Annotated in this window: 10 protein-coding genes and 1 pseudogene; 8 read left to right on the top strand and 3 right to left on the bottom strand. The window is 72.4% G+C overall.

The features are described 5' to 3' along the window. Window positions 1–188: 188 nt before the first annotated feature. Together G6R25_RS03630 and G6R25_RS03625 are read right to left on the bottom strand one after the other, a co-directional pair. Window positions 189–3,407 (bottom strand): transglycosylase domain-containing protein, encoded by a 3,219-nt coding sequence (locus G6R25_RS03630; protein WP_235947350.1) that lies wholly within the window; start codon window positions 3,405–3,407, stop codon window positions 189–191. A 705-nt stretch (window positions 3,408–4,112) separates the two neighbouring features. Then, window positions 4,113–4,525: pseudogene (locus tag G6R25_RS03625) on the bottom strand (DUF5318 family protein). Between the two features lie 580 nt (window positions 4,526–5,105). Here G6R25_RS03625 and G6R25_RS03620 point away from each other — a divergent pair. The 3 genes from G6R25_RS03620 (at window position 5,106) to G6R25_RS03610 (ending at window position 8,695) form a co-directional block, all read left to right on the top strand. Continuing rightward, a complete protein-coding gene (locus tag G6R25_RS03620) occupies window positions 5,106–5,918 on the top strand; it encodes a PadR family transcriptional regulator (RefSeq protein ID WP_163551770.1) in 813 nt (270 codons plus the stop codon). Between the two features lie 118 nt (window positions 5,919–6,036). After that, window positions 6,037–7,110, top strand: a complete 1,074-nt coding sequence (locus G6R25_RS03615; protein ID WP_136446964.1) for an inositol-3-phosphate synthase — start codon at window positions 6,037–6,039, stop codon at window positions 7,108–7,110. Window positions 7,111–7,291: 181 nt separating this feature from the next. Continuing rightward, window positions 7,292–8,695, top strand: coding sequence for an MFS transporter (locus G6R25_RS03610; RefSeq protein WP_163551768.1), 1,404 nt, complete (start codon window positions 7,292–7,294; stop codon window positions 8,693–8,695). 19 nt (window positions 8,696–8,714) lie between these two features. On the opposite strand, the gene G6R25_RS03605 is transcribed toward G6R25_RS03610, so the two are convergent. Further along, window positions 8,715–10,175, bottom strand: a complete 1,461-nt coding sequence (locus tag G6R25_RS03605; protein WP_163551766.1) for a CCA tRNA nucleotidyltransferase — start codon at window positions 10,173–10,175, stop codon at window positions 8,715–8,717. 174 nt (window positions 10,176–10,349) lie between these two features. Here G6R25_RS03605 and G6R25_RS03600 point away from each other — a divergent pair, with 174 nt between their 5' ends. The 5 genes from G6R25_RS03600 to G6R25_RS03580 all read left to right on the top strand — a co-directional run bounded on the left by G6R25_RS03600 (window position 10,350) and on the right by G6R25_RS03580 (window position 20,995). Further along, the gene (locus tag G6R25_RS03600) at window positions 10,350–10,820 is read left to right on the top strand and encodes an NUDIX hydrolase (protein ID WP_205446837.1); all 471 of its coding nucleotides are present in this window, start codon (window positions 10,350–10,352) and stop codon (window positions 10,818–10,820) included. After that, on the top strand, window positions 10,817–13,519 hold the full coding sequence (locus G6R25_RS03595) for a DUF6049 family protein (RefSeq protein WP_163551764.1): 2,703 nt from the start codon (window positions 10,817–10,819) through the stop codon (window positions 13,517–13,519). The genes G6R25_RS03600 and G6R25_RS03595 overlap by 4 nt, the downstream gene beginning before the upstream one ends. Further along, on the top strand, window positions 13,516–16,776 hold the full coding sequence (murJ, locus tag G6R25_RS03590) for a murein biosynthesis integral membrane protein MurJ (RefSeq protein WP_235947354.1): 3,261 nt from the start codon (window positions 13,516–13,518) through the stop codon (window positions 16,774–16,776). Before G6R25_RS03595 ends, murJ begins: the two co-directional genes overlap by 4 nt. A 630-nt stretch (window positions 16,777–17,406) precedes the next feature. Beyond that, a complete protein-coding gene (locus G6R25_RS03585) occupies window positions 17,407–19,380 on the top strand; it encodes a protein kinase family protein (RefSeq protein ID WP_163551762.1) in 1,974 nt (657 codons plus the stop codon). 292 nt (window positions 19,381–19,672) lie between these two features. Continuing rightward, complete coding sequence (locus G6R25_RS03580) at window positions 19,673–20,995, top strand: anti-sigma factor (RefSeq protein ID WP_163551760.1); 1,323 nt, start codon at window positions 19,673–19,675, stop codon at window positions 20,993–20,995. Window positions 20,996–21,254 lie beyond the last annotated feature (259 nt).

Here is a 21,254-nt window from a genome sequence, read left to right as displayed (position 1 = left end):
CACCGACGCTTCAACTCACCTGCTTCCGGAACGGCGCCCGCGCGGGCGGACGGTGACCGGGCTCGATCACCTGGGAGTGGGAGCGGTGGACGGACCGCCATCCGTCGCCGCGGGATCGGGGCTGCGGGGGCGCATCGTGACCACGCCTCCCCGACCGCCCGATCCCGTCGGCGTGGTCGGCCCACCGGTCACTTGAAAGGGTCGACGAAGATTCCCGTCGGGCGGGGGGACCTGTTTGGGTTCGGGCGGTTCGCTGCGGGCTGCTGGGGCTGCTGTCCGTTGCCGTCGCCGCCGTTGTTACCACCGCCGAACAGGTCACCCAGGTTGAGATCGACGCCACCGGTGGAAGGCGCGGTGCTCGGCGTCATCGTCGGTGTCGGTGCCGGCTCATTGTCCTGGACGAGTCCGCCGAAGGCCGGCGGGTCGAACTTGGATTTCGGCACCCCCTGCAGGGCGGCGTCCATGAAGGCCTTCCAGACCTTCGCCGGGAAGGTACCACCGTACACCCCGTCCGCGGCGCCGGGGATGCCCTTGAGCTGGTCCGTGTTCAGACCCTTGCCTCGAAACATGTCGACGCAGGAGGCGATCTCCTTGGTGTACCCGCAGAACCAGGCAGACCGGAAGTCGGTCGAGGTACCGGTCTTCCCGGCGGCCTCACGGCCGCCCGCAAGCGCGGCCCGGTGCCCGGTACCGGTCGGATCGGTGATCACACTCTGCAAGGCATAGGTCGCGTCTCGGGCGATCGAGGCGGGGATGGCCTGCTTGACGTTCTGGTCGGCGCCTGAATAGATCACCTGGCCGCTGCCGTCCTGCACCTTGTCCACCATGTGGGGTTTGGCCTGCACCCCGTTGCTCGCGAGAACCGAATAGACCGTCGTCATGTCAATGGGGTAGACGTTGTCCTTGCCCAGGGTGATACCGGCAACCGGCTCCAACCCGGTGGACCCCCGAATGCCGAGGAGGCGGGCGGTGGAAATGATGTTGTTGACACCGATGCTCTGGCCGAGCGGGACGAACACGGTGTTGATCGAGGCGGCGGTCGCCTGGATGAGGTTCCGGTAGCCGAGGTCACCACCCTCGCTCTCGTCGTTCTCGACCTCATAGCCGGGGAGAAACGCCTTGGCGGGTGCCGCGAACGTCGATTTCAGGTTGATGTTCTTCTGGAGCGCGGCCACCAGGGTGATCGTCTTGAAGGTCGATGCGGACTGCACCTGCGCCGTGGCGACGTTGTCCTCGTACTGCTCGCGGCCCTGCGCATCCTTGCCGTAGAGCGAACCTCCATACCAGGCGAGTATCCGACCGGTCCCGGGTTCCACCGCTGACAGGCCGGTCCGTAGATCCGGCACCGCCGCGTACGCCGTGCTCAGCACGCTGTTGACCGCATTGAAAGCGGCCATCTGGCGACCCTTGTCGATCGTGGTGGTGATGCGCAGGCCACCGCGTTTTATCTGATCCTCGGTGATCCCGTTCGCCATCAGCTCACGTTTCACCTCGTCGCGTATGTACGCGACCTGAGCGGAGGAGGTGGTGGGGTCGTCCGCCTTGAGGATGACCGGCTGGGGTTGCTCGCTGGTGATCGAAGGCGGCGCCCAGCCCTCGGCGGCCATCGTCGCGACCACGTCATGCCAGCGACTGGCCGCCGGCCCGGGATTCTTTGTCGGGTCAAGATAGTTCGGTGATCGAATCAGGCCCGCGATGACCGCGCCCTGCTGCGCCGTGAGATTCGCGGCCGTCGTGTTGAAGTACGCCTTCGCCGCGGCCTCGATGCCGTAGGCACCGCGCCCGAAGTAGATCGTATTCAGATAGAACCCCAGGATCTGATCCTTGGAGTACTTCTGGTCCAGCTTGACCGCGAGCACGATCTCCCGCATCTTGCGGGTGAACGTCCGCTCCTGGGTCAGATAGGCGTTCTTCGCGTATTGCTGCGTGATGGTCGAACCACCCTGGAACTCCCCGCCGCTCACGTTGACGTAGACCGCCCGCGCGATGCCCTTCGGCGAAATCCCGGGCTCGTGATAGAAGTTTTTGTCCTCGGCTGCGAGCACCGCATGCTGCATTTCCTTGGACACCTGGGCCAGCGGCACGTCGGTGCGGTTCACCGTTCCGATACGGACGAGCTCGTCGCCGGTTCCCTGGTTCGACCCGGCCGGCGGCCCGTAGAAGATGATCGAGGTCTGGTCGGTCTTCACCTCACCGGGCAGCGGCACTCGGGTCGCCGCGTAGACGACCGCGATACCCGCGACGAACAGCAGGATCGAAGAGAACATGCCGGCCAGCACCAGCCGGCGCAGCCAGCGCGGCCGCCGACGCCACCACATCGGACCACGTCGGCCCTGGCCCGGGCGGGGGATGCGCCCGCCACGGCCCGGCCCGCTCGGCCCGCCGGGGCCGTCTGGTCCGCCCGGGCCTCCCATCGCCGCCCGCGAGGTGCGCTCGGGTCCGGCGCGGCCCGGTGCGGTGCGCCCGGGGGACGGACGCCGAGTCCCTGACCGGCCCGGCCCGCTGCGCCCCTCGGCGGCCTCCCGCTTGCCGACTCGCAGCGCCATCCGCTCGGTCGCCTGGGTGGGGCGATCACGTCGCCGCCCGGCGACCCGGCGCACCGGCGTCACCTCCGTCATTCCCGCGCGATCCGCGCCCTCGCGCCCGGCCGGCTCCGGCGCCACCTTGTGGTAGACGGTCGCGTCGGCAGTGCGTTCCCGGACGTCGACGCGGCGCAGCGCCGCCTGGTCGACGGTGTCATAAAGCGTGTTGACCCCCGCCGGGCCCCGGGGGGCGCCCGCGGCCCGGTCCGGCCCGGTCGGCCGCGGGGGGCGGTCCGGATGGTCCGGGCCGGAGCCACGCCTGGCGCCGACGGCGCCGGCCCGGTCTCGGCCCCGCCCGCCGCCGACGACGGGTTCCTCGGCGGCCGCCCAGTCGCCACGACGGCACGGATCGGTACCGGCCCCGCCGGCGGATGCCTGGTCGGTTCGGGAACCGGGGCCCGGATCCACGACGGGGACGAAGGGCCCGCCCGCGACCGCGCGGGTGGAGCCCGGGTCCCGGGCCGGGCCCGGATCGCGGCTCGCCCGAGGATCGCCGGCGGCACCGGCCCCGCGGGGCATGCCGGCCCGGGCGACGGACCCCTCGGACGCACCACCGGGCAGCGGGCTCTCCCCAGCCGGGTCTGGTCCCCCGCGCTGCGGCTCCCGCCGGGGGGCTCTGGCCCGCTCGGGGGAGGCGCCGCGGGTGGAGGACGGACGGCTGCCCCAGCCGTCGTCAGCCGCGGCGACACCAGGCGGCGCGGCGCGCTCACCGGGCCGATCGATCGAGCCGCGGTCCGGCACCCAGCCGGCGGTGGGAATCGCCGCCGCATCGGCACCATCCGGCCGCCGCGCGGGCCCCGCGGCATCAGCGGAAGGAACGGGCACCGCCCCGCACGGAGGCGGTCCGGCCGCTGCGGCGGGCGGAACCAGCGCGGCGCGTTCGCCCCGTCCATCGGCCGGCCGGCCGGCCGGGGGCACCAGGGCGGCACAGGCGCCGCCGCCGGAACCGCTGCCAGCACCGTCCGGCCCCGGCGGGCCACCCCGACCCGCCGAGGCAGGCGGGACAGGTCGACCCGGTGGGCCGACTCGGTCTGTTCGATCGTGCCTAGTCCGATCGGGAGGCGCACCCTGAACCGGGCCGGGGTCGGACCTCGTCGGGTCCGACCCAGGACCGCCCCGATAGGCGCCCTGATCGTAGGGAGAGCTCACCAGCCGCTCCATCCGTCGCTCTGGGACTCCCCGGTCACCGGGCCGCCGCAGGGGACGGGCCGGCACCCCCAACCGCTACCGAAGGTCCGATCCCCGCCGCCCCGGCCCCGCTGGACCCCGGCCGGCGTGGACATCGGCGGCCGCAGACCCCGAGTGGGACCCGGCCGACCACGCAGGATCGGGCCACCCGCCGGGCTCACCCCGAAAGGGGCACGACATGGCCCCACCCGTGGCTGGTGCCACGCCTGGACCCGCCGCGAAACCCACATGGCAGACCAGGATCTCACGCCAGATTCCGCCCGCACGCGCAGGGCGCCCGCCGACCGTCACCGGCGCCACGGGCGACCGCGCGGACTGCGGCGCTGTGCTGGGCCGACGAGTTCAGGTGTCGACTGCGCTACGGCGGTGGTGGCGCTTGGCCCTCGGCTCGCCGGTGCCGATCACATAGGAGGTGATCAGGTGGTTCCACCCGCACGGGCGGGCGGCACACCTCGACGACGTAGACCCGCAGCTCGCCGTACCTCGCCGCGAGCGCCGGAAGGTCCTTTGTCGCCCGCGCGCGGCCGGAGCTTTCGCCGAGCTCGTCACCGTAGGTGTACGTGACGTGGATGAGCGGATCGCCGCCGCGGCAGACCGGGCAACGCTTGCTGGTCGGCTCGCCGTGGTACTTGGCCGCCCGCAGCAGGTACGGATGCGCGTCGCAGACGTCAAGCTGACGACACGCGACCCGCGTGGAGATCCGCAAGCACCCCCCGGCGGGCGAGCGCGTAGTCGATTACCGACCGCGGACGCATGCCTCAACGTTACGCCGCGCGGGTGTTCCAGGCAGATGGTCCGGACGGATGCCCACCGGACCGACTCCGCCCGGACGGCACCGCCACGCATCCCCCGGAACCGGGCCCCGCGCTCACTGTGAGCCGGATGACACTGTGATGCCGCCCCTACCCGTGGCCAGGTCACCGGGTGGGCACCGTCGACCTTGACCCGATCCCGCGGACGGGTGCTCCGCCGCCGGATCGAACCCCGATCTTCCCTGCGAGCAGGCAGTTTCCAGGCCCGCCAGCGGCTGCGGCGTGACCGTAGCCGACCGATCGGCACCGATCCGGCACGGCCACCCGGCGGGGCCGCGCCGCGACCGCGCCCGGAGGTGGAAGTGTCGTTCTGTCATCTTCTGGTCGCCGGATAGCCATTCCTGGTTGCGGCGCTCGTCCCGAGACGTCTATCCTCGATGTATCGCTTCGATATGTCGGAGCGACAGATATGCGCTCGACACAGAGATATGCACTCGACACCGCCGGGAGCGCCGCACCACGACGCGACGGACCGTGGGGTGATCACGCCCGCCATCGCGGGCACGGCCGAGGAGGGTGGGTCATGCTGGAACTGGCGGTTCTCGCCCTACTCTCCGAGAGCCCGATGCACGGTTACGAACTGCGCAAGCGGCTCGCCGCGCTCCTCGGCGCCTTCCACCGGTTCAGCTATGGCTCGCTCTACCCCTGCCTGCGCCGTCTCGCGGACGGCGGATACGTCACCGCGGACGACGTCAGCGCGACGACCCGGCTCGGTGGGCGCAGTCGGGTCGTCTACACACTGACCGGCGAGGGCAAGGAGAAGCTCGCTGACCTGCTCGGCGAGGGTGGCCCGTCCTCGTGGGAGGACGAGATGTTCGGCGTGCGGTTCGCCTTCTTCGCGAAGACGGACGCCGCCGTGCGCCTGCGCATCCTGGAGGGACGCCGCGGCCGGCTCGAGGAGCGCAGGGAGAAGGTCCGTTCGGCCCTGACCCGGACCGTCGAGCGGTTCGACTCCTACACGCTCGAGCTCCAGCGCCACGGGCTCGAGTCGGTGGAACGCGAGGTCCGGTGGCTCAACGAGCTGATCGAGACGGAGCGGGCCAGCGCCCCGGCCAGCCTCACGGAACCACAGTTGTCCACAGCATCCACAGAGTTGTCCACAGCTCCATCCACAGGATCGGAGCCATCCACAGGATCGGAGCCTGGCACGCTTCCTTCTCCCGCTCGTGGCGGCGGGACGGGGCGCCGTGCGGGCAGGACAGCCCGGCGGGACGGACGCGGCAGCTACCTCGACGGCACGCACGGCGGCAACGACGGCGACGCGCGCAACCGGAACAGGAACGCACAGGCCGAGGCTGGCCATGACCCCGGCGGTGAGGTTTCAGCCGGCCGGTGAGTGGCCCCGCGTAGCGGCGCCCGCACCCGGCCGGTCGGCTGGGCGGGTGGCACCGTGGCGGAGCCGTTCGCCCGAAATTTCCACTTCCATAGAAATCGCAGCTAAGGAGCAGACCGTCATGGGTTCGGTACGTGTCGCCATTGTCGGCGTGGGTAATTGCGCCGCCTCGCTGGTCCAGGGGGTCGAGTACTACCGCGGCGCCGACCCATCGGCGCAGGTCCCCGGGCTGATGCACGTAACGCTTGGCGATTACCACGTCTCCGACCTGACGTTCGTCGCCGCGTTCGACGTGGATGCCAAGAAGGTCGGTCGCGATCTCTCCGAGGCCATCGTCGCCAGCGAGAACAACACCATCAAGATCGCCGACGTGCCGCCACTCGGCGTCACCGTCTCCCGCGGCCACACCCTCGACGGCCTCGGCCGCTACTACCGGGAGACCATCGAGGAGTCGGACGAGGAGCCGATCGACGTCGTCGCCACCCTGCGGGAGTCCCGGGCCGACGTGCTCGTCTGCTACCTGCCGGTGGGCTCTGAGGACGCCGCGAAGTTCTACGCCGAGTGCGCCATCGACGCCGGGGTCGCCTTCATCAACTGCCTGCCGGTGTTCATCGCCGGCGTCCCCGAGTGGGCCGAGAAGTTCCGGGCCGCGGGCGTGCCGATCGTCGGCGACGACATCAAGTCGCAGGTCGGCGCCACCATCACCCACCGGGTGATGGCGAAGCTCTTCGAGGACCGCGGCGTGGTCCTCGACCGCACGATGCAGCTCAACGTCGGCGGCAACATGGACTTCAAGAACATGCTCGAGCGCGACCGGCTGGAGTCGAAGAAGATCTCCAAAACCCAGGCCGTGACCTCCCAGATCTCCCACGACCTCGGCAAGGACAACGTGCACATCGGGCCGTCGGACTATGTGGCCTGGCTCGACGACCGCAAGTGGGCCTACGTCCGGCTGGAGGGCCGCGCGTTCGGCGACGTACCGCTGAACCTGGAGTACAAGCTCGAGGTCTGGGACTCCCCCAACAGCGCCGGCGTGGTCATCGACGCGGTGCGCTGCGCCAAGATTGCTCTGGACCGGGGCGTCGGCGGGCCGATCCTGTCCGCCTCGTCGTACTTCATGAAGTCCCCGCCGGAGCAGTACCGCGACAACGAGGCCCGCGACAAGGTCGAGGCGTTCATCCGCAACGAGGGCTGAACGAGGCCGCTGACCCGGACGGCGCGCCGATGCCCGCATCCCCGGGTAGGGGATGCGGGCATCGGGTTCGGTCGTCCGGAGGGGGCGACCGAACCCGATGAGGCCCCGGCCACGCGGCGCATGGGCCCACATGAGCCCACCGGTGATCCGAGGCGGGCCGGAGGGCCCTACGCTGGCAGGCGTGGCATGGTCCGCTAACCTCCACGAGCTGCTCAGCGGCCGCGGGTTCCGGATGCTGTACGCGGCCCGGCTCACCTCCCAGGCCGCCGACGGCGTCTTCCAGGCGAGCCTCGTCAGCTACGTACTGTTCTCCCCCGAGCGCGCGACGTCCGCGGGGGCGCTGGCCTCGTCGCTGGCGATCGTGGTGTTGCCGTTCAGCGTGATCGGCCCGTTCGCGGGCATCGTGCTCGACCGGGTGTCCCGCCAGCGGGTGCTGGTGGTCAGCTCGCTCGTGCGGATGGTGCTCATGGCCATCCTGGTGGTGCTCATCGCCGCCGGGCGCACCGGCGCCGACTTCTACGCGGTGGCGCTCGCGTCAGTGAGCGTGAACCGTTTCGTCCTGGCAGCGCTGTCCGCCGGGCTGCCCGTCGTCGTCGACGTCGACCGCCTCGTCACCGCAAACGCCCTGTCGGTCACCTCCGGCACCGTCGCGACCCTGCTCGGCGCCGGCCTCGGCAGCGGCGTGCGGGGCCTCGTCGGCGGCGACGACCGTACGGTGGCCCTCGTCGCGGGCCTGGCGGCCCTTGCCTACCTGCTGGCGATGGTGACGGCGACGCGCTCCGGCCGGGCCGACTTCGGCCCCGTGGTCGCCGTGCCCTGGCAGGGAGCCTGGCGGCAGGCCACCGGGGTCGTCGCCGACATGGTTGACGGCGCCCGTTACCTCGCCGGCCACGGCCCGGCCCGCCGGGCGCTCATCGCGCTGACCACGTCCCGGGCCGCCTACGGGCTGGTCCTCGTGATGACGGTGCTGCTGTACCGCAACTACTTCACCGGCAGCGAGGGCGGCCTGACAGGCCTCGCCGCGGTCGTGACCGCCAGCGGGGTCGGCACCATCACCGCCGCCGTCGTCACTCCACGCGTCACCCAGCGGATGCCGAAGTCGAGCTGGATCACGGTGGTCCTGGTCTTCGGGGGCGTCGTCGAGGTGGTGCTGGGGCTGCCCTTCGCCTCTCCCCTGTTCATCGTCGCCGGCGCGCTGCTGGGCTTCTCCGCCCAGGCCAGCAAGATCTGCGTGGACACCATCGTCCAGGAGCAGACCGACGACGCCTACCGCGGCCGCGCCTTCTCGCTCTACGACCTGCTGTTCAACGTCGCCTTCGTGTCGGCGGCGGCGATCGCCGCCCTGATCCTCCCCGACGACGCCCGCTCGGCCGCGGTGGTCATCATCGCCGGCGTGGGCTACGCGCTGGCCGGGCTGGGATACTACCGGGCCGCCCGCCGCCATCCCGAGGACCGGGTGATCCGCGGCGTGGGCGACGGGCCACCGCAGCAGCACGGGACCGTTCCCCCGCCCAGCAGCCCGGCCGACCCGGCCGACCGGATCAACCCGATCATCTCGGCGGGGCCGGCCGGGACCCGCGGCTGACCCGCCGCGGCCGGCCGGGTCACTCGCCGGGGATCGGCACCTCGTGCTCGCGGGCCCACCGGAACAGCTCGGCCTCGGCCTCCTCCCGCCCGACGATGCCACGCTCGAAGCGGAGCTCCATCATGTGCGCGCGGGCCTGGCCCACCAGGCGAGACGGGGCGAGCCCGAGCAGCGCCATGATGTCGTCGCCGGACAGCTCCGGCCGGATCGACGCGATCTCCTCACGCGCGGCGAGGTCGGCGATCCGCTCCTCCAGCGAGTCGTAGGTACGCGACAGCGCCGCCGCCTTGCGCCGGTTGCGGGTGGTGCAGTCGGAGCGGACGAGCTTGTTGAGCCGGGTCAGCTGGGGCCCGGCGTCGTGCACATAGCGACGCACGGCCGCGTCCGTCCACTCCCCGTCGCCGTAGCCGTGGAAGCGCAGGTGCAGGTAGACGAGCTGGCAGATGGCTTCCGTGACGTCCTTGGGGAAGTGCAGCGCGGCCAGCCGGCGCCGTGCCATGTCCCGGCCGACGACCTCGTGGTGGTGGAACGAGACCCGCCCGCCCGGGACGTGCCGCCGGGTGCGCGGCTTGCCGATGTCGTGCAGCAGCGCCGCCCAGCGCAGCACCTCGTCGGGCGCGCCCGGCTCCTCCAGTGCCATCGCCTGGCGCAGCACGGTCATGGTGTGCGCGTAGACGTCCTTGTGCTGGTGGTGCTCGTCGATCTCCATCCGCATCGCCGCCACCTCGGGCAGCACCATCTCGGCGACGCCGATCTCGACGAGCCGCTCGAGGCCCGCCACCGGGTCGGGGGCGCCGATGAGCTTGCGCAGCTCGTCCCGGATGCGCTCGGGGGAGACGATCGCGAGCCGCTCGGCCCGCGAGCGCATCGCCTCGACCAGCTCGGGCACCGGGGTCAGCCCCAGGGCCGCCTCGAACCGGGCGGCGCGCAGGATGCGCAGCGGGTCGTCGTCGAAGGACGCCTCCGGCCTCGCCGGAGTACGCAGCACGCCACGGGCGAGATCGGCCATCCCGCCGAACAGGTCGACGAAGTCGTGGCCCGGGACGGACACCGCCATCGCGTTGACGGTGAAGTCCCGGCGGGACAGGTCCGCCTCCAGGCTGTCGCCGTAGGTGACCGCGGGGTTGCGGGACTGCCGGTCGTACGCCTCGCTACGGTACGTGGTGATCTCGAAGCGCAGGCCGCGCCGGGCGAGCCCGATCGTGCCGAAGGCGATCCCCGCCTCCCAGGTGGCCTCCGCCCAGCCCCGAGTGATCTCCAGGACCCGCTCGGGCCGGGCGTCCGTGGCGAAGTCGAGGTCGGCCGGGGCACCGGTGGCGGGCCGGCCGAGCAGGGCGTCGCGGACCGAGCCACCGACGAGGTGGAGCAGGTGACCGTGTGCGGCGAAGACGCGACCGAGCTCGTCCGCGGCCGGCGGCACCCTGAGCAGCTCACTCACCACCCGTTCGGCCGAGTCGCGCGGGTTGTCCAGACTGATCACTGACACACCTTCAGGTTACGGGGTTCGGCGCGGTGAACCGGCACCCGGACGGGCCGGGGGCGATCACATCGCGGCCGCGGCGGTGCGGATCTCGCCGCCGGGATCGACAGGCACAACCGGGGCGTTCCAGCCACGCGGGCCGGCCAGAGGACCCGAGCCTCGTACGATCAATCCATGCCGCCGTCGACCTCCTCCGCCGGGCGCGCGCTGCTGCCCCGGGTGGAGGAGACCTCGGCGGGCGGCCTCATTCTCGACCAGTGCTCCACGGATGCCTCCGCCGTGCTCATCGCCCGCCGGGATCGCCATGGGAGGCTGTTGTGGCTGCTGCCCAAGGGGCACGTCGAGGCCGGTGAGACCACCGAGCAGGCCGCTGTGCGTGAGGTCGGTGAGGAGACCGGGCTGACCGGTTCCGTCCTGGGCCGGTTGGGCACCATCGACTTCTGGTTCGTCGCCGGGGGGGCACGCATCCACAAGACGGTGCACCACTTCCTGCTGCTACGCAGCGTCGGCTCGCTGTCGGACGCCGACCTCGAGGTCGATGCCGTGGCCTGGGTCCCGCTGGCCGAGGTCGCCGCGCGCCTCGCCTACGCCGACGAGCAGCGCCTGCTCGACGAGGTGCCCGTCGTGCTGGCCGCGAGCGCATGAGGGCGCCGCACCGGCATGGGCGGCTGCGCGGGGGGTCCGGCGGCCGCCGTTGGCCGGTCCGACTCGCCACCGTGATGCTGCTCGCCCTCGTCATCCCGGTGGCCGGCGGCTCCGCGGCGGGCGCGACGATCCGCGGCGGTCTGGTGGAACGGAGCGCCCGACCAGATTCATCCACAGGAACACCACGGTCTTCCACAGCTTCATCCACAGACGAACCGGGCAATCCACTATTTTCTTCGCCGGTAACGGTGGCGTCGTCCACCAGCTCGGGTAACCCGGTGGCCGTCTCGCTGACCGAGGTGCAGGCGCCGGCAGCCGGCTCGTCCGTCGTGTCCGTGCAGGGGACGCTGTCCACCTCGGTGCCCCAGCCCCTCACCGACCTGCGGATAAGTCTGGAGATCGGCTCCACGCCGGTGGGCTCCCGCAAGGAGCTCGAGAACCTGGCCAAGGACATCGCCACAGCCCGTAACCGGCCTTACCACAACCTCTCCCGCACCGGCGGCGGGGGAGAGCAGCCGCTGGCCAATCCGCCGATCCGGGGCGCGGCCCCGGTCCCCTTCCTGATCGAGGGGGATCTCGGTACGTCGGCGCCACCGGCGAGGGGCGGCGTCTTTCCCCTACGGGTCCGGGTCTACGGCTCCGTCGGCGGGCAGCCGAAGGACGCCGCGATCGGCGCGGCGTACACCTTCCTGGTCCGTTCGTCCGGCCAGCAGCAGCAGACCCCGGTGGCGGTGGTCCTGCCCCTCGCCGACCAGCCCCGCCTGCGCTCGGACAGCCTGCTGACCGACAACGAGCTCGCCAAGGAGGTGAAGCCCGGCGGAAGGCTGTACCGGCTGCTCGACACGGCCCGGTCGACCGTCACCGCCGACGAGGGCCGGCCCACGGTCACCCTCGCTGTCGACCCGACGCTGGTGCAGGCGCTGCTACGCATGACGCAACAGGGCGGCTACCGGTACGCCAGTCCCGGCGGCGGTGTGGACGGGGTGAAGGAACCGGTGAACCCCGATGCCGCCCAGTTCCTGAGCGGCATCATGCACTTCGCCGACGCGGGCGGCGCGGTCATCGCCCTGCCCTACGGCGACGCCGACCTGGCCGCCCTGGTCCACGCCCAGAAGCTGGACACGGTGAGCTACGCCGTCAACACTGGGCTGGTCGTGCTGCACGACCTGTTGAAACGAGACCCGCAGCAGACGGGCACCATCGCCTACCCCGTCGACGGGCTTGCCGACACCGCCACCGTGGACGTGCTGCGTCAATTGAAGGTCCAGACCGTGCTGCTCGACGACCGGCTGCTCCCCCCGTCGCGCGCCGTCACCTACACCCCGTCGGCGGCCGTCGACCTGCCGACGTCGGCCGGCCCGATCCGGGCCCTGCGGGCCGACCACCGCCTCGCCGAGATCGCCACCTCCTACCGCCAGGCCGCGAACGGCCCCGGCGCCGGGACGGTCCTGTCGCGTTTCCGGGCCGAACTCGCCATGATCGCCGCGGAACTGCCCGATCAGCCGCGGGCCCAGGTCCTCGCGCTGCCGCGGGACTGGGACCCGCCGATCGGCTGGGCCGAGCAGGTGCTCGGCGCGGTCGACAGCGACTACTCCACCTCCGCCCCGCTCGGCGAGCTCACCAGCCAGTACCTGCCCACCGCCCCGCGCGGCACGCTCGTCTACCCCGCCGACGCCCAGGCGCGGGAGCTGCCCAGCAGCTACCTCGACGCGGTCACGGGCGTCCGCGACGAGGCGCTGGCACTGGGACCGGTGCTCTGCCCGCCGCCGAAGGCCACCCCCACCTGCCGGGTCGTCGACCCGATGTACAACGCACTTGTCACAGCGACCTCCGTCGCCTGGCGCGGAGAACGCATGGTCGACGGTGTGTCGTTGAGCCAGCAGGTGGATGGGGGCGTGTCCGCGATCCGCAACGGCATTCAGGTGGTGGCCTCCCGCAGCGTCAACCTGACGAGCAAGCACGGGCTGGTGCCGATCACGCTCGAGAACAACACGGACTTCGAGGTCACCGTCGTGCTCGCCTTCTCGTCGACCAGCCACTCCCGCCTGCGCTCACCGGTCCGTCAGACCCGCATCCTCCCGCCGGGGCAGAAAGCCCAGATCGAGATAGAGGTGGACGCCGAGGGCGCGGGGACCTTCCCGCTGGAGATCCGCCGGCTCAACCTCAGCGGCCAGGCGCTCTCGACCGATCCCCCGACCCGGGTGCTCGTGCGGTCCACCGTCTACGGCGCCATCGCCACCGCCATCACCATCGGCGCCGTCAGCGTGCTGCTGCTGGCCGTCGTGGTGCGCCTCGCTCGCCGGCTGCGGCCGGGCGCACGGCGGACCGCCAACGCCACCAGCGGCGCCCCCGAGCCGAGTGGCGGCGGTGCAGCCACGGTCAGCGGTGCGGCGCTGCCGGGTCACCTGGGGAGCTTGGCCGACGCCGACCCGCCGGCCGTCTGGCGGGCGCCCGCCGCAGTTTCCTCCGGGTGGTCGACGGGCGCCCCGACCGCCGACCTCTCGTACGTCGCGCGTCGCGGGAAGGGCGTCCCGCCCGCCGCCCACGGCCTGGACCCCGGGCCCAGCCTGGACCTCGGCCAACACCGGGACCCGGACCCGCGGCAGGACCCCGGCCAGGGCACGGCGCAAGACGCCGACCCGGGGCGGGAGGCGGCCACCGATCAGGTACCGACCCGCCGGCGACGGAGCGGCCCGTGACCCCCGTCGAGGGGGAGGGCGGCTCGGGCCCCCGGCACCGCCGAGGCGGCACCGGGCCCCGAGGAGGACGTGGCGATCATGGTCACGATCCGCGGCGAGACGCCGCCGGCGACCCGGACCGCCTGGCCGACGAGTGGCCCGGCGATCCCAACCGGCCGGGGGCAGATCCCGATCGGCCCCACGCTTCCGATCAGCCCCACGCGGACTGGTCATACCCCGCCCAGGACCAGCCGCGGTACCGGGATTCCGGCCGGCCGTACGCGGAACCCGACCATTCCTATCCGGATGGGGACCGTTCCTATCCGAATCCCGCCGAGCGGCATCTCGACGAGCGGTACCTGAACCACGACCAGCGGTATTTCGCTCCGGACGATCGGTATCCCGGTCCCGGCGGTCAGCCCGGGAATCCGGACGATGAGTTCGGGGGCCGCGACGACGGTTACCGCCATCGGGGCGATCCGTACGCGGATGTGGATGGGCAGCATGCGGAGCAAGCCCGGCGGGCGGCCTACCCCGAGCACCGGTTCGCCGACCACGACCAGGCCGGGCCGTACGGCACGCCCCAGACCAGCGACGACCGATGGGCCGACCCACGCGACGGCGCCGCACCGCGCTCGATCCCGCCACCCGGCGCACCGCGGGGCCCGGCTCCGGAGGCGACCCGGAAGCTGCCGGCGTCGTCGCGGACCCCCCCGCCGCCGCCCAACGTGCCGCCGCCGTCCGAGGGCAGTCCCGGCTCCGCAGCCCGTGGCCGGGCTCAGCCCGCGCCGCCGAACGACGGGGCACGCACCACCAGGCTGCCCAAGCCGCCCAGCCCGCCAAGGTCGGTAGACCCGACGTCCGGGCCACGGCCGCAGGACAGACCCGGCTGGCCCACTGGTCCGGGTGCCACCGGTCCGGGTGCCGTCGGTCCGGACTCCGGCGGGCACGGGGCACGGGACCAGCAGCCGGATACCGCCGACCGCCCCCGGCGCCTCGCCGGCGAGCGGCGTCGGCCGTCTCTCGGCGAGTCCCGGCCGACGGTGGCGCTTCCACGCAGCAACGTCCGGCGCATCCCCCCGGAGTCACGACAGTCTTCGCGCGGACGGGACACCACTCTGCCCCCCGACGCCCGCGGTGACCGTCGCTACGGCGCTGGCCGCGGCGGCGCCGCCAGCGGTTGGCGAGACGATGCGGAAGCCGACCCGCGAGCAGTCAGCGATGTCGGAGACGGCCGGGACCGGGGGGACGGCAGCGGCTTGCGGGACGGCAGCGGCCTCAGAGACGTTCGCGCCGCCAGACCTCGGCAGCCGGCCCCCCGCGAGACGGGCGGACGGACGGGCCAGCGCGCCTCGGCGACTCGACGGGCCCCACGCCCCGACGACGCGGCGGCCACCACCGCGCTCGCGAAGCCGGCAGCCGCGAAGCCCACGACCGCCCGTCGAGGGAAGGCGGGGGCGGCGAAGGCCGGCCCAAGCCTCGGGCAGGCCAGCGGGATCATGGCGATCGGCACGATCGTTTCCCGGGCGTCCGGCTTCCTGCGCACGGTCGCGATCGCCGCCGCGATCGGAACCGGCACGGTCGGCGACGCCTACAACGTCGCCAACACCACCCCCAACATCCTCTACGACCTGCTCCTCGGAGGGATCCTGACCAGCGTTGTCGTGCCGGTCATGGTGCGCGCCGCGAAGGAGGACCCGGACGGCGGGGACGGCTTCGCCTCCTCCCTGCTGACCATCATGATCCTCGGGCTCGGCGTGGCGGTGGCGGTCGGCATGCTGGTCGCCCCCTGGATCATCAACGCCTACCTGGATGCGGGGCCGGCGGAGCAGGCCCTGGGCACCGAGATGCTGCGCTGGTTCCTCCCGCAGATCATCTTCTACGGGGTGGGCGCGACGATCGGCGCGATCCTGAACGTCAGACAGTCCTTCGCCGCGCCCATGTTCGCGCCGATCCTGAACAATCTGCTGGTCATCGCCACCTGCGTGGCCTTCGTCTACATCGTGTCGGGACCGCACCCACCCGGGGTGGACGGGCCGAAGGCCATCACCGATACGCAGATCACCGTGCTCGCCGGTGGGACGACGCTGGGCGTCGTGGTCATGACGCTCGCCCTGCTGCCATCGCTGCGCAAAGTCGGCTTCCGGTACCGCCCGCGGCTGGACCTGCGCCATCCGGAACTGCGCTCGGCGGCCCGGCTGGCCGGCTGGACGCTGCTGTTCGTCATCGTCAGCCAGGCCGGCTATCTGGTGATCGTCAACCTGTCGACGGCGACGACCGCGTACACGATCTACACTTACGGCTACCAGATCTTCCAGCTCCCTTACGCGATCATCGGCGTCTCGGTGATCACGGCGCTGCTGCCGAGGATGAGCGGGCACGCCGCCCAGGGCCGCCGGGACCTGGTCCGGGCCGACATCTCCACGGCGACCCGGGTCGCCGTGACGGCGATCGTGCCGGCCGCGTTGTTCCTGCTCGCCCTGGGACGGCCGATCGCCGTCGCGGTTTTCCACCACGGTGCGGTCGACTACCACGACGCGGTGGTCATCGGCGACACGCTCAGCGCCTTCGCGCTGGCCCTGGTGCCGTTCTCGCTGTTCCAGGTGCAGTTGCGGGCGTTCTACGCCTACCAGGACAGCCGGACGCCGGCGCTGACCAACATGGGCGTCGTCGCGGTGAACGTGCTGGGCGCGGCGGTGCTCACCGTGCTGGTACCCGAGCAGCATCGCGCGCCGGCGCTGGCGCTCGCCTTCGCCTTCGCCTACCTGGTCGGGCTCGCGGTCACGACGATCCTGCTGCGCCGGCGGCTGGGCGGCGTCGACGGCAACCGCACCGCCCGGGTGATCACTCAGGTCGCGGTCGCCGCGGGCTTCGGCGCCGTCATCGCGTCCCTGCTGGCCCGGGGAATCCGGTCGGTGATCGGGACGGGCTGGCTCAGCTCCGGGGTCGCGGTGGTCATCGCGGCCGTCGTGGGCGGCGCGCTGTTCATCGCGGTCGCCAAACGGATGAGCATTTACGAGGTCAACGCTCTGATCAAGGTGGTCAACAGCCGCCTCGGTGGTCGCCTGCGCCGCCGGCGCGGCCGGGGTAAGCCCGGCGGCCCGGCCTCATCGCCGGCACCGACCGGGCGGACCCGGCAGACCGGGCGCACGGCCCGCCGGGAACCGTCGTCGCGGACGGCCCGCGCCGCCACACCGCCGCGGCGGGAAGGTCCGGACGACCGGTCGGGACCCGCGGCCGGGACGCGCCGGACAGGCCGACCACCGCGGCGACGCTGAACCGCCCCCGCCGAAATCCGCGTGCGGCGTGTTCTCGTGATGTGGGGTGTACGCGCGGTGTACGTGGGGTCGAGAGGGCCTGTCGAGCCATCCGTCGCTACAACACGGTGTAGTTGAGGAACACCGAAAGGATCACTCTACTAATACGTAGCGATACGCCGAGGGTTCATCGCAGCTCGGCGGGCCACATCACCTGCTTCGCTGCCCAGCCGAGCGGACCATCATGACTGACGAAAACGCCCTTCTCGTCCTTGCAGCGGGCGCAGCCGGGTACGGCCGGGCGCGGTCGGGAGGTGGTCGAACCGAGGGCCCCGGAGGTTGGTCGGAGACGACCAGTCGGGCGTCGTCACAGCCGGTACACAAGGGCGGGTTGTCCCAAGACATTCGCGAGATCCTCCGCGCCTCCTCGTACACTGGACACGCTGTGCGCGGGCCCCGCCCAACGTCGCCGGTGAACCAGGCGCAGCCTCCGCTCGTCACGTTGTTCACCGTGGCGACAAGTTCCGGGCGACGAAGGATTCCGGGGTCTCCGCCCACGGTCACGGCACACTGGGCGGACCCCTGCCCGGGTGAGATAGGCAAGCCCGACGGCGGATCGTCCACGTCGGGCCCGTGGACGACGGAGGCGCTGTGGTCGACGGAAGCAACCGACCGCAGGCTGAGGACGTCGACAACGACGTGACACCGACCGCCTCCGCAGCCCGGAACCCGTCGACCCCCGCCGGCACCGCAGCGCTCGCCGAAACCGTCCTCGATCGCCGTTACCGCCTGCTTTCCGCGCTCACCAGCCGCGGGCCGGTCACCCTCTGGCGCGGCGACGACAAGGTGCTCGCCCGGCCGGTCGCGGTGCGCATCGTCGAACACGGCCCGGTGAACCCGGGCGACAACGGCGCCCCCGCCGCGGACCCGAACCAGGAACAGGCCGCCCGGCGTCTGCTCGCCGCGGCCATCAACTCCGGCCGGCTCGTGCATCCGGGTGCCGCCTCCACCTACGACGCCACGACGACGACGGCCGGTTCGCGGCGCATCTCCTACGTCGTCTCCGAGTGGGTCGACGGCAAGACCCTGCGCCAACTCGCGGCGCAGGGGGCGCTGCGCCCCGAGCAGGCCGGCGCCGTGGTCCTCGCCGCGGCCCGGGTCATCGCCGCGGCCCACGAGCGGGGCATCCATCATGGCGACCTGAACCCCGGCGACGTCATCGTCTCCGGCCACGGCACCGTGAAGATCATTGATCTGGAGATCGGCGGCGTGCTCGCCGAGCTGGAGCGCTCCGGGACACCAGGGGAACTCGCCGGCTCCGCCGGCGCCGAGACGGGCGAGGATGCCGAGGCCACGAAGGTGGTGGGCGACGAGGACGGTACCGCCGCCGACCTGCGGGCACTCGGCGGCCTGCTGTACGCGGGGCTCACCGGCCACTGGCCGCTCGACGGGGACCGCGGGCTACCCACCGCGCCGACCTCCGGCGGGCGGCTGCGCAGCCCCCGGCAGGTCACCTCGTCCGTGCCCCGCGACCTGGACGCCATCACCATGGCTACCCTCGGCGACGAGCGGGCCGGCGCGCCCATCACCACCGCGGCCGAGCTCGTCGAGGAGCTGGAGTCGATCAGCCCCGTCGACGCCGTGCTCGACACCGGCCTGATGAGCCTCGGCGAGGCCCCGCCCAACACCGAGGCGATGGAGGTGGACGGTTTCGCCTCCTCCGACTACCCCGAGCAGGGCCGCTACACGGACACCGCCGGCTATCCCGGCCCCGCTCCCGCCGGCCGCGACGACCGCTACGACACCCGCGTCGACCGAGCCAGCGGGCCGCGCGGCGGCGACACCGGATACGGCCGCGGCGGATTCGACACGCGCGGCGGGTACGACGCCCGGAGCCGCGACGATCGGCGGGACGGCCAGGGCCGGGACGACCGGGGCTACCCCGCCGGTGCCGGCGGCTATCCGCCGGCGGACCGCTATCGCGACGCCCCAGGGCGTGGGCGCGGCGGGTCCGGCCCGTCGCTCGGCCGGGTGCTGCCGTGGATCGCGCTTGTCGTGGTCGTCATCGTCGTCGCGGTCGTGGCCGTGTTCGCGCTGCGCGGCTCCGGGGACGACGACAACGCCAAGCCCTCCCCGGCGGCCACCAACCAGGTCAACCCGTCCGGGAACGTGCTGAAGCCCACGGGCATCGACTCCTTCGATCCCTACGACCGCGACGACCCCGCCAAGACGGAGAAGCCGGCCGATGTCGGCAAGGCAATCGACGGCAACCCGGCCACGGAATGGACCACCGAGAGCTACCGCAGCGCCCGTTTCGGCAGCCTCAAGACCGGCCTCGGCCTGCGACTGAACTTCGGCCAGCCGATCACTCCCACCTCGGTGACCGTGCAGATCGGGAGCAAGGCTCCGGTCTCCTTCGAGCTGCGCAGCGGGGCTTCACCGGCCAGCACGATCGACGGTTACCCGGTTGTCGTGCCGAAGCCCGATGCCCAGGGGCAGGTGACCATTCCCATGCCCTCCGACCTGACCCCGGCCCAGTACTGGGTGGTATGGCTGACCTCCCTGCCGCTCGACGACGACGGGCAGTACCGCGGCTCGATCGCGGAGATCACCTTCCGGTCCTGATGTTCCGCACGGCCGTGGTGCTGGCCGACGTCCCCGGACCGCCCCTCGCGGACAGTGCGCGGCTGGTCGATATGCCTGCCGGCACGGGGAAAAGACGCTGTTCGCGGGAACGGACGAACCTCGCCATGGTCTTCGGTCACCCATCGCCTGGGAACCCCTGAGCGCCGCCCACCGTCTCAGAAGTAGGACACCACGATGCGGTGGCCACCGGACGCCCGCAGTCGGTCCGCCGGTCGCGGTCCCCGCCAAGCGGCCCCAGGGTGCCCGAACCTGCCGGAGGAGGTGATCAGCAATGGCGACTGACCCGACAGGCGAACGTCACCGACCCACGGACACGCGTTCCGCGTTCCCGCTCGGCCGCCGGTCCCGCGGGCACGACCAGCATCCCGACGTGGAGCAGCTCGACGCCGTCGCCGGTGGCGAGCCAGTTACCCGCTCGACCCGCGACCACGTTGAGACCTGCCCGGTGTGCCGCGAGTCGGTCGCCGCGCTTCGCAGGGTCCGCGCCGACCTGTCCCGGCTGGCCGCGATGACGATGCCGGGCGATGTGGCCGAGCGCATCCAGGCGGCGCTGGCTGCCAGCATTCCGCCGCGCCCCCGCCCGGAGCACGATCCCACCGCCCGGCCCGGCTCCGATGCGACCGCCACCGACGCTCCCGCACAATCCCCGGTCCCCGACGCGGGCCGATCCCCCGTCGTCCCGGCGGCCCCGCCGTCCGCCGACGCTCATCAGACCGGCGCTCATCAGACCGAGACCGACCACGGCGGCGCCCAGGACGGCGCCGGCCTTGGCGGCCGCGGCGGTCGGCGGCCTCCCTGCGACGCTCGCGGTCGGGGGATTCGCCCCGTCCGGGGCCCGGTCCGGCCCGGCCCGGCCCGGCGGCCCGGGGCCCGCGGCGAGCAGCGGTTGGCGTCGGGCGCGTCATCGGCCCCGCGATGGGACTGGGTGTCGATCGCGGCGGTCTGCGCGGCGTTCCTCGCCTTCGGCGCTGCCGTCCTCGCCTTCTACGGCCTGCGGGTGGTGGACGCCGACCATCCGGTCGCGACGGCGAGCGTCGCGCTGGGCCGGGATTCGGCCGGCGCCGCCGCGACCTCGCAGGCCGGGCCGACCAGGCTGACGATGATGGCGGACTCGCGGGCGAACCTCGACCCTGCCGACGTCGGCCAGCACAGCAGGGAGCTGCTCACGGGCCAGATCGCGGGTTCGGTCACGCTGCCCCTACAGCTGACCGGACCGGCGGGGACCATCGCGGAGCGGGGGGCCGTGGTGTCGGCGACGTCGGCGGATGGCCCGCCGTTCCAGGCGGTCGCTCCGGCCGCCGCGCGCCAGCCTGGGTTCGTCGTGACGGCACCGCAGGCCGCGGCGGGTCAACGGCTGCGTGCGCTGCTGGACAACCCCGATCTGCGCACCTGCTACCAGAGCCTGATCGCCCAGTCAGGCGGGGACATCCTCGCGGTTGATCGCGTCCGGTATGACAGCCAGCCGGCGTTGCTGGTCGTGTTGTCCATCCCCGTGCAGCCGACGGCCGCGCGGGTGCTCATCGTCGACGCGCACTGCGGCATCATCAGCGCCTCCGCAGCATTGTGGTACAGCGCGACCACCCTACGCGGGTAGCGTGACATCGACATCGATGATCTGCGGTTGCCCAGCACCGGCGAGCACGGGATGGAATCAGACGCCCTCGAGGACCGTTGTCGCTCTCGGACAGCGTCTTCACGGAACACCAAGACCCACGAGCAGGGATCCCGACGCGACACCGGGGCCGAAAGGCACCGGCCGGGTCCACCCCGGCTGACGGGGAATCGCGCAGCGCGAAAGGAGCGGGTGTGACAGCCCAGCAGCAGGTCCAGGACGTCACCGGTCACGGCGGCGG

Origin of the sequence: Candidatus Frankia alpina (assembly GCF_902806485.1) — a bacterium.
Lineage (GTDB): Bacteria > Actinomycetota > Actinomycetes > Frankiales > Frankiaceae > Frankia > Frankia alpina.
Note: the sequence above shows the minus strand (reverse complement) of the source record. Positions and strands in the feature narration are given on the sequence as shown.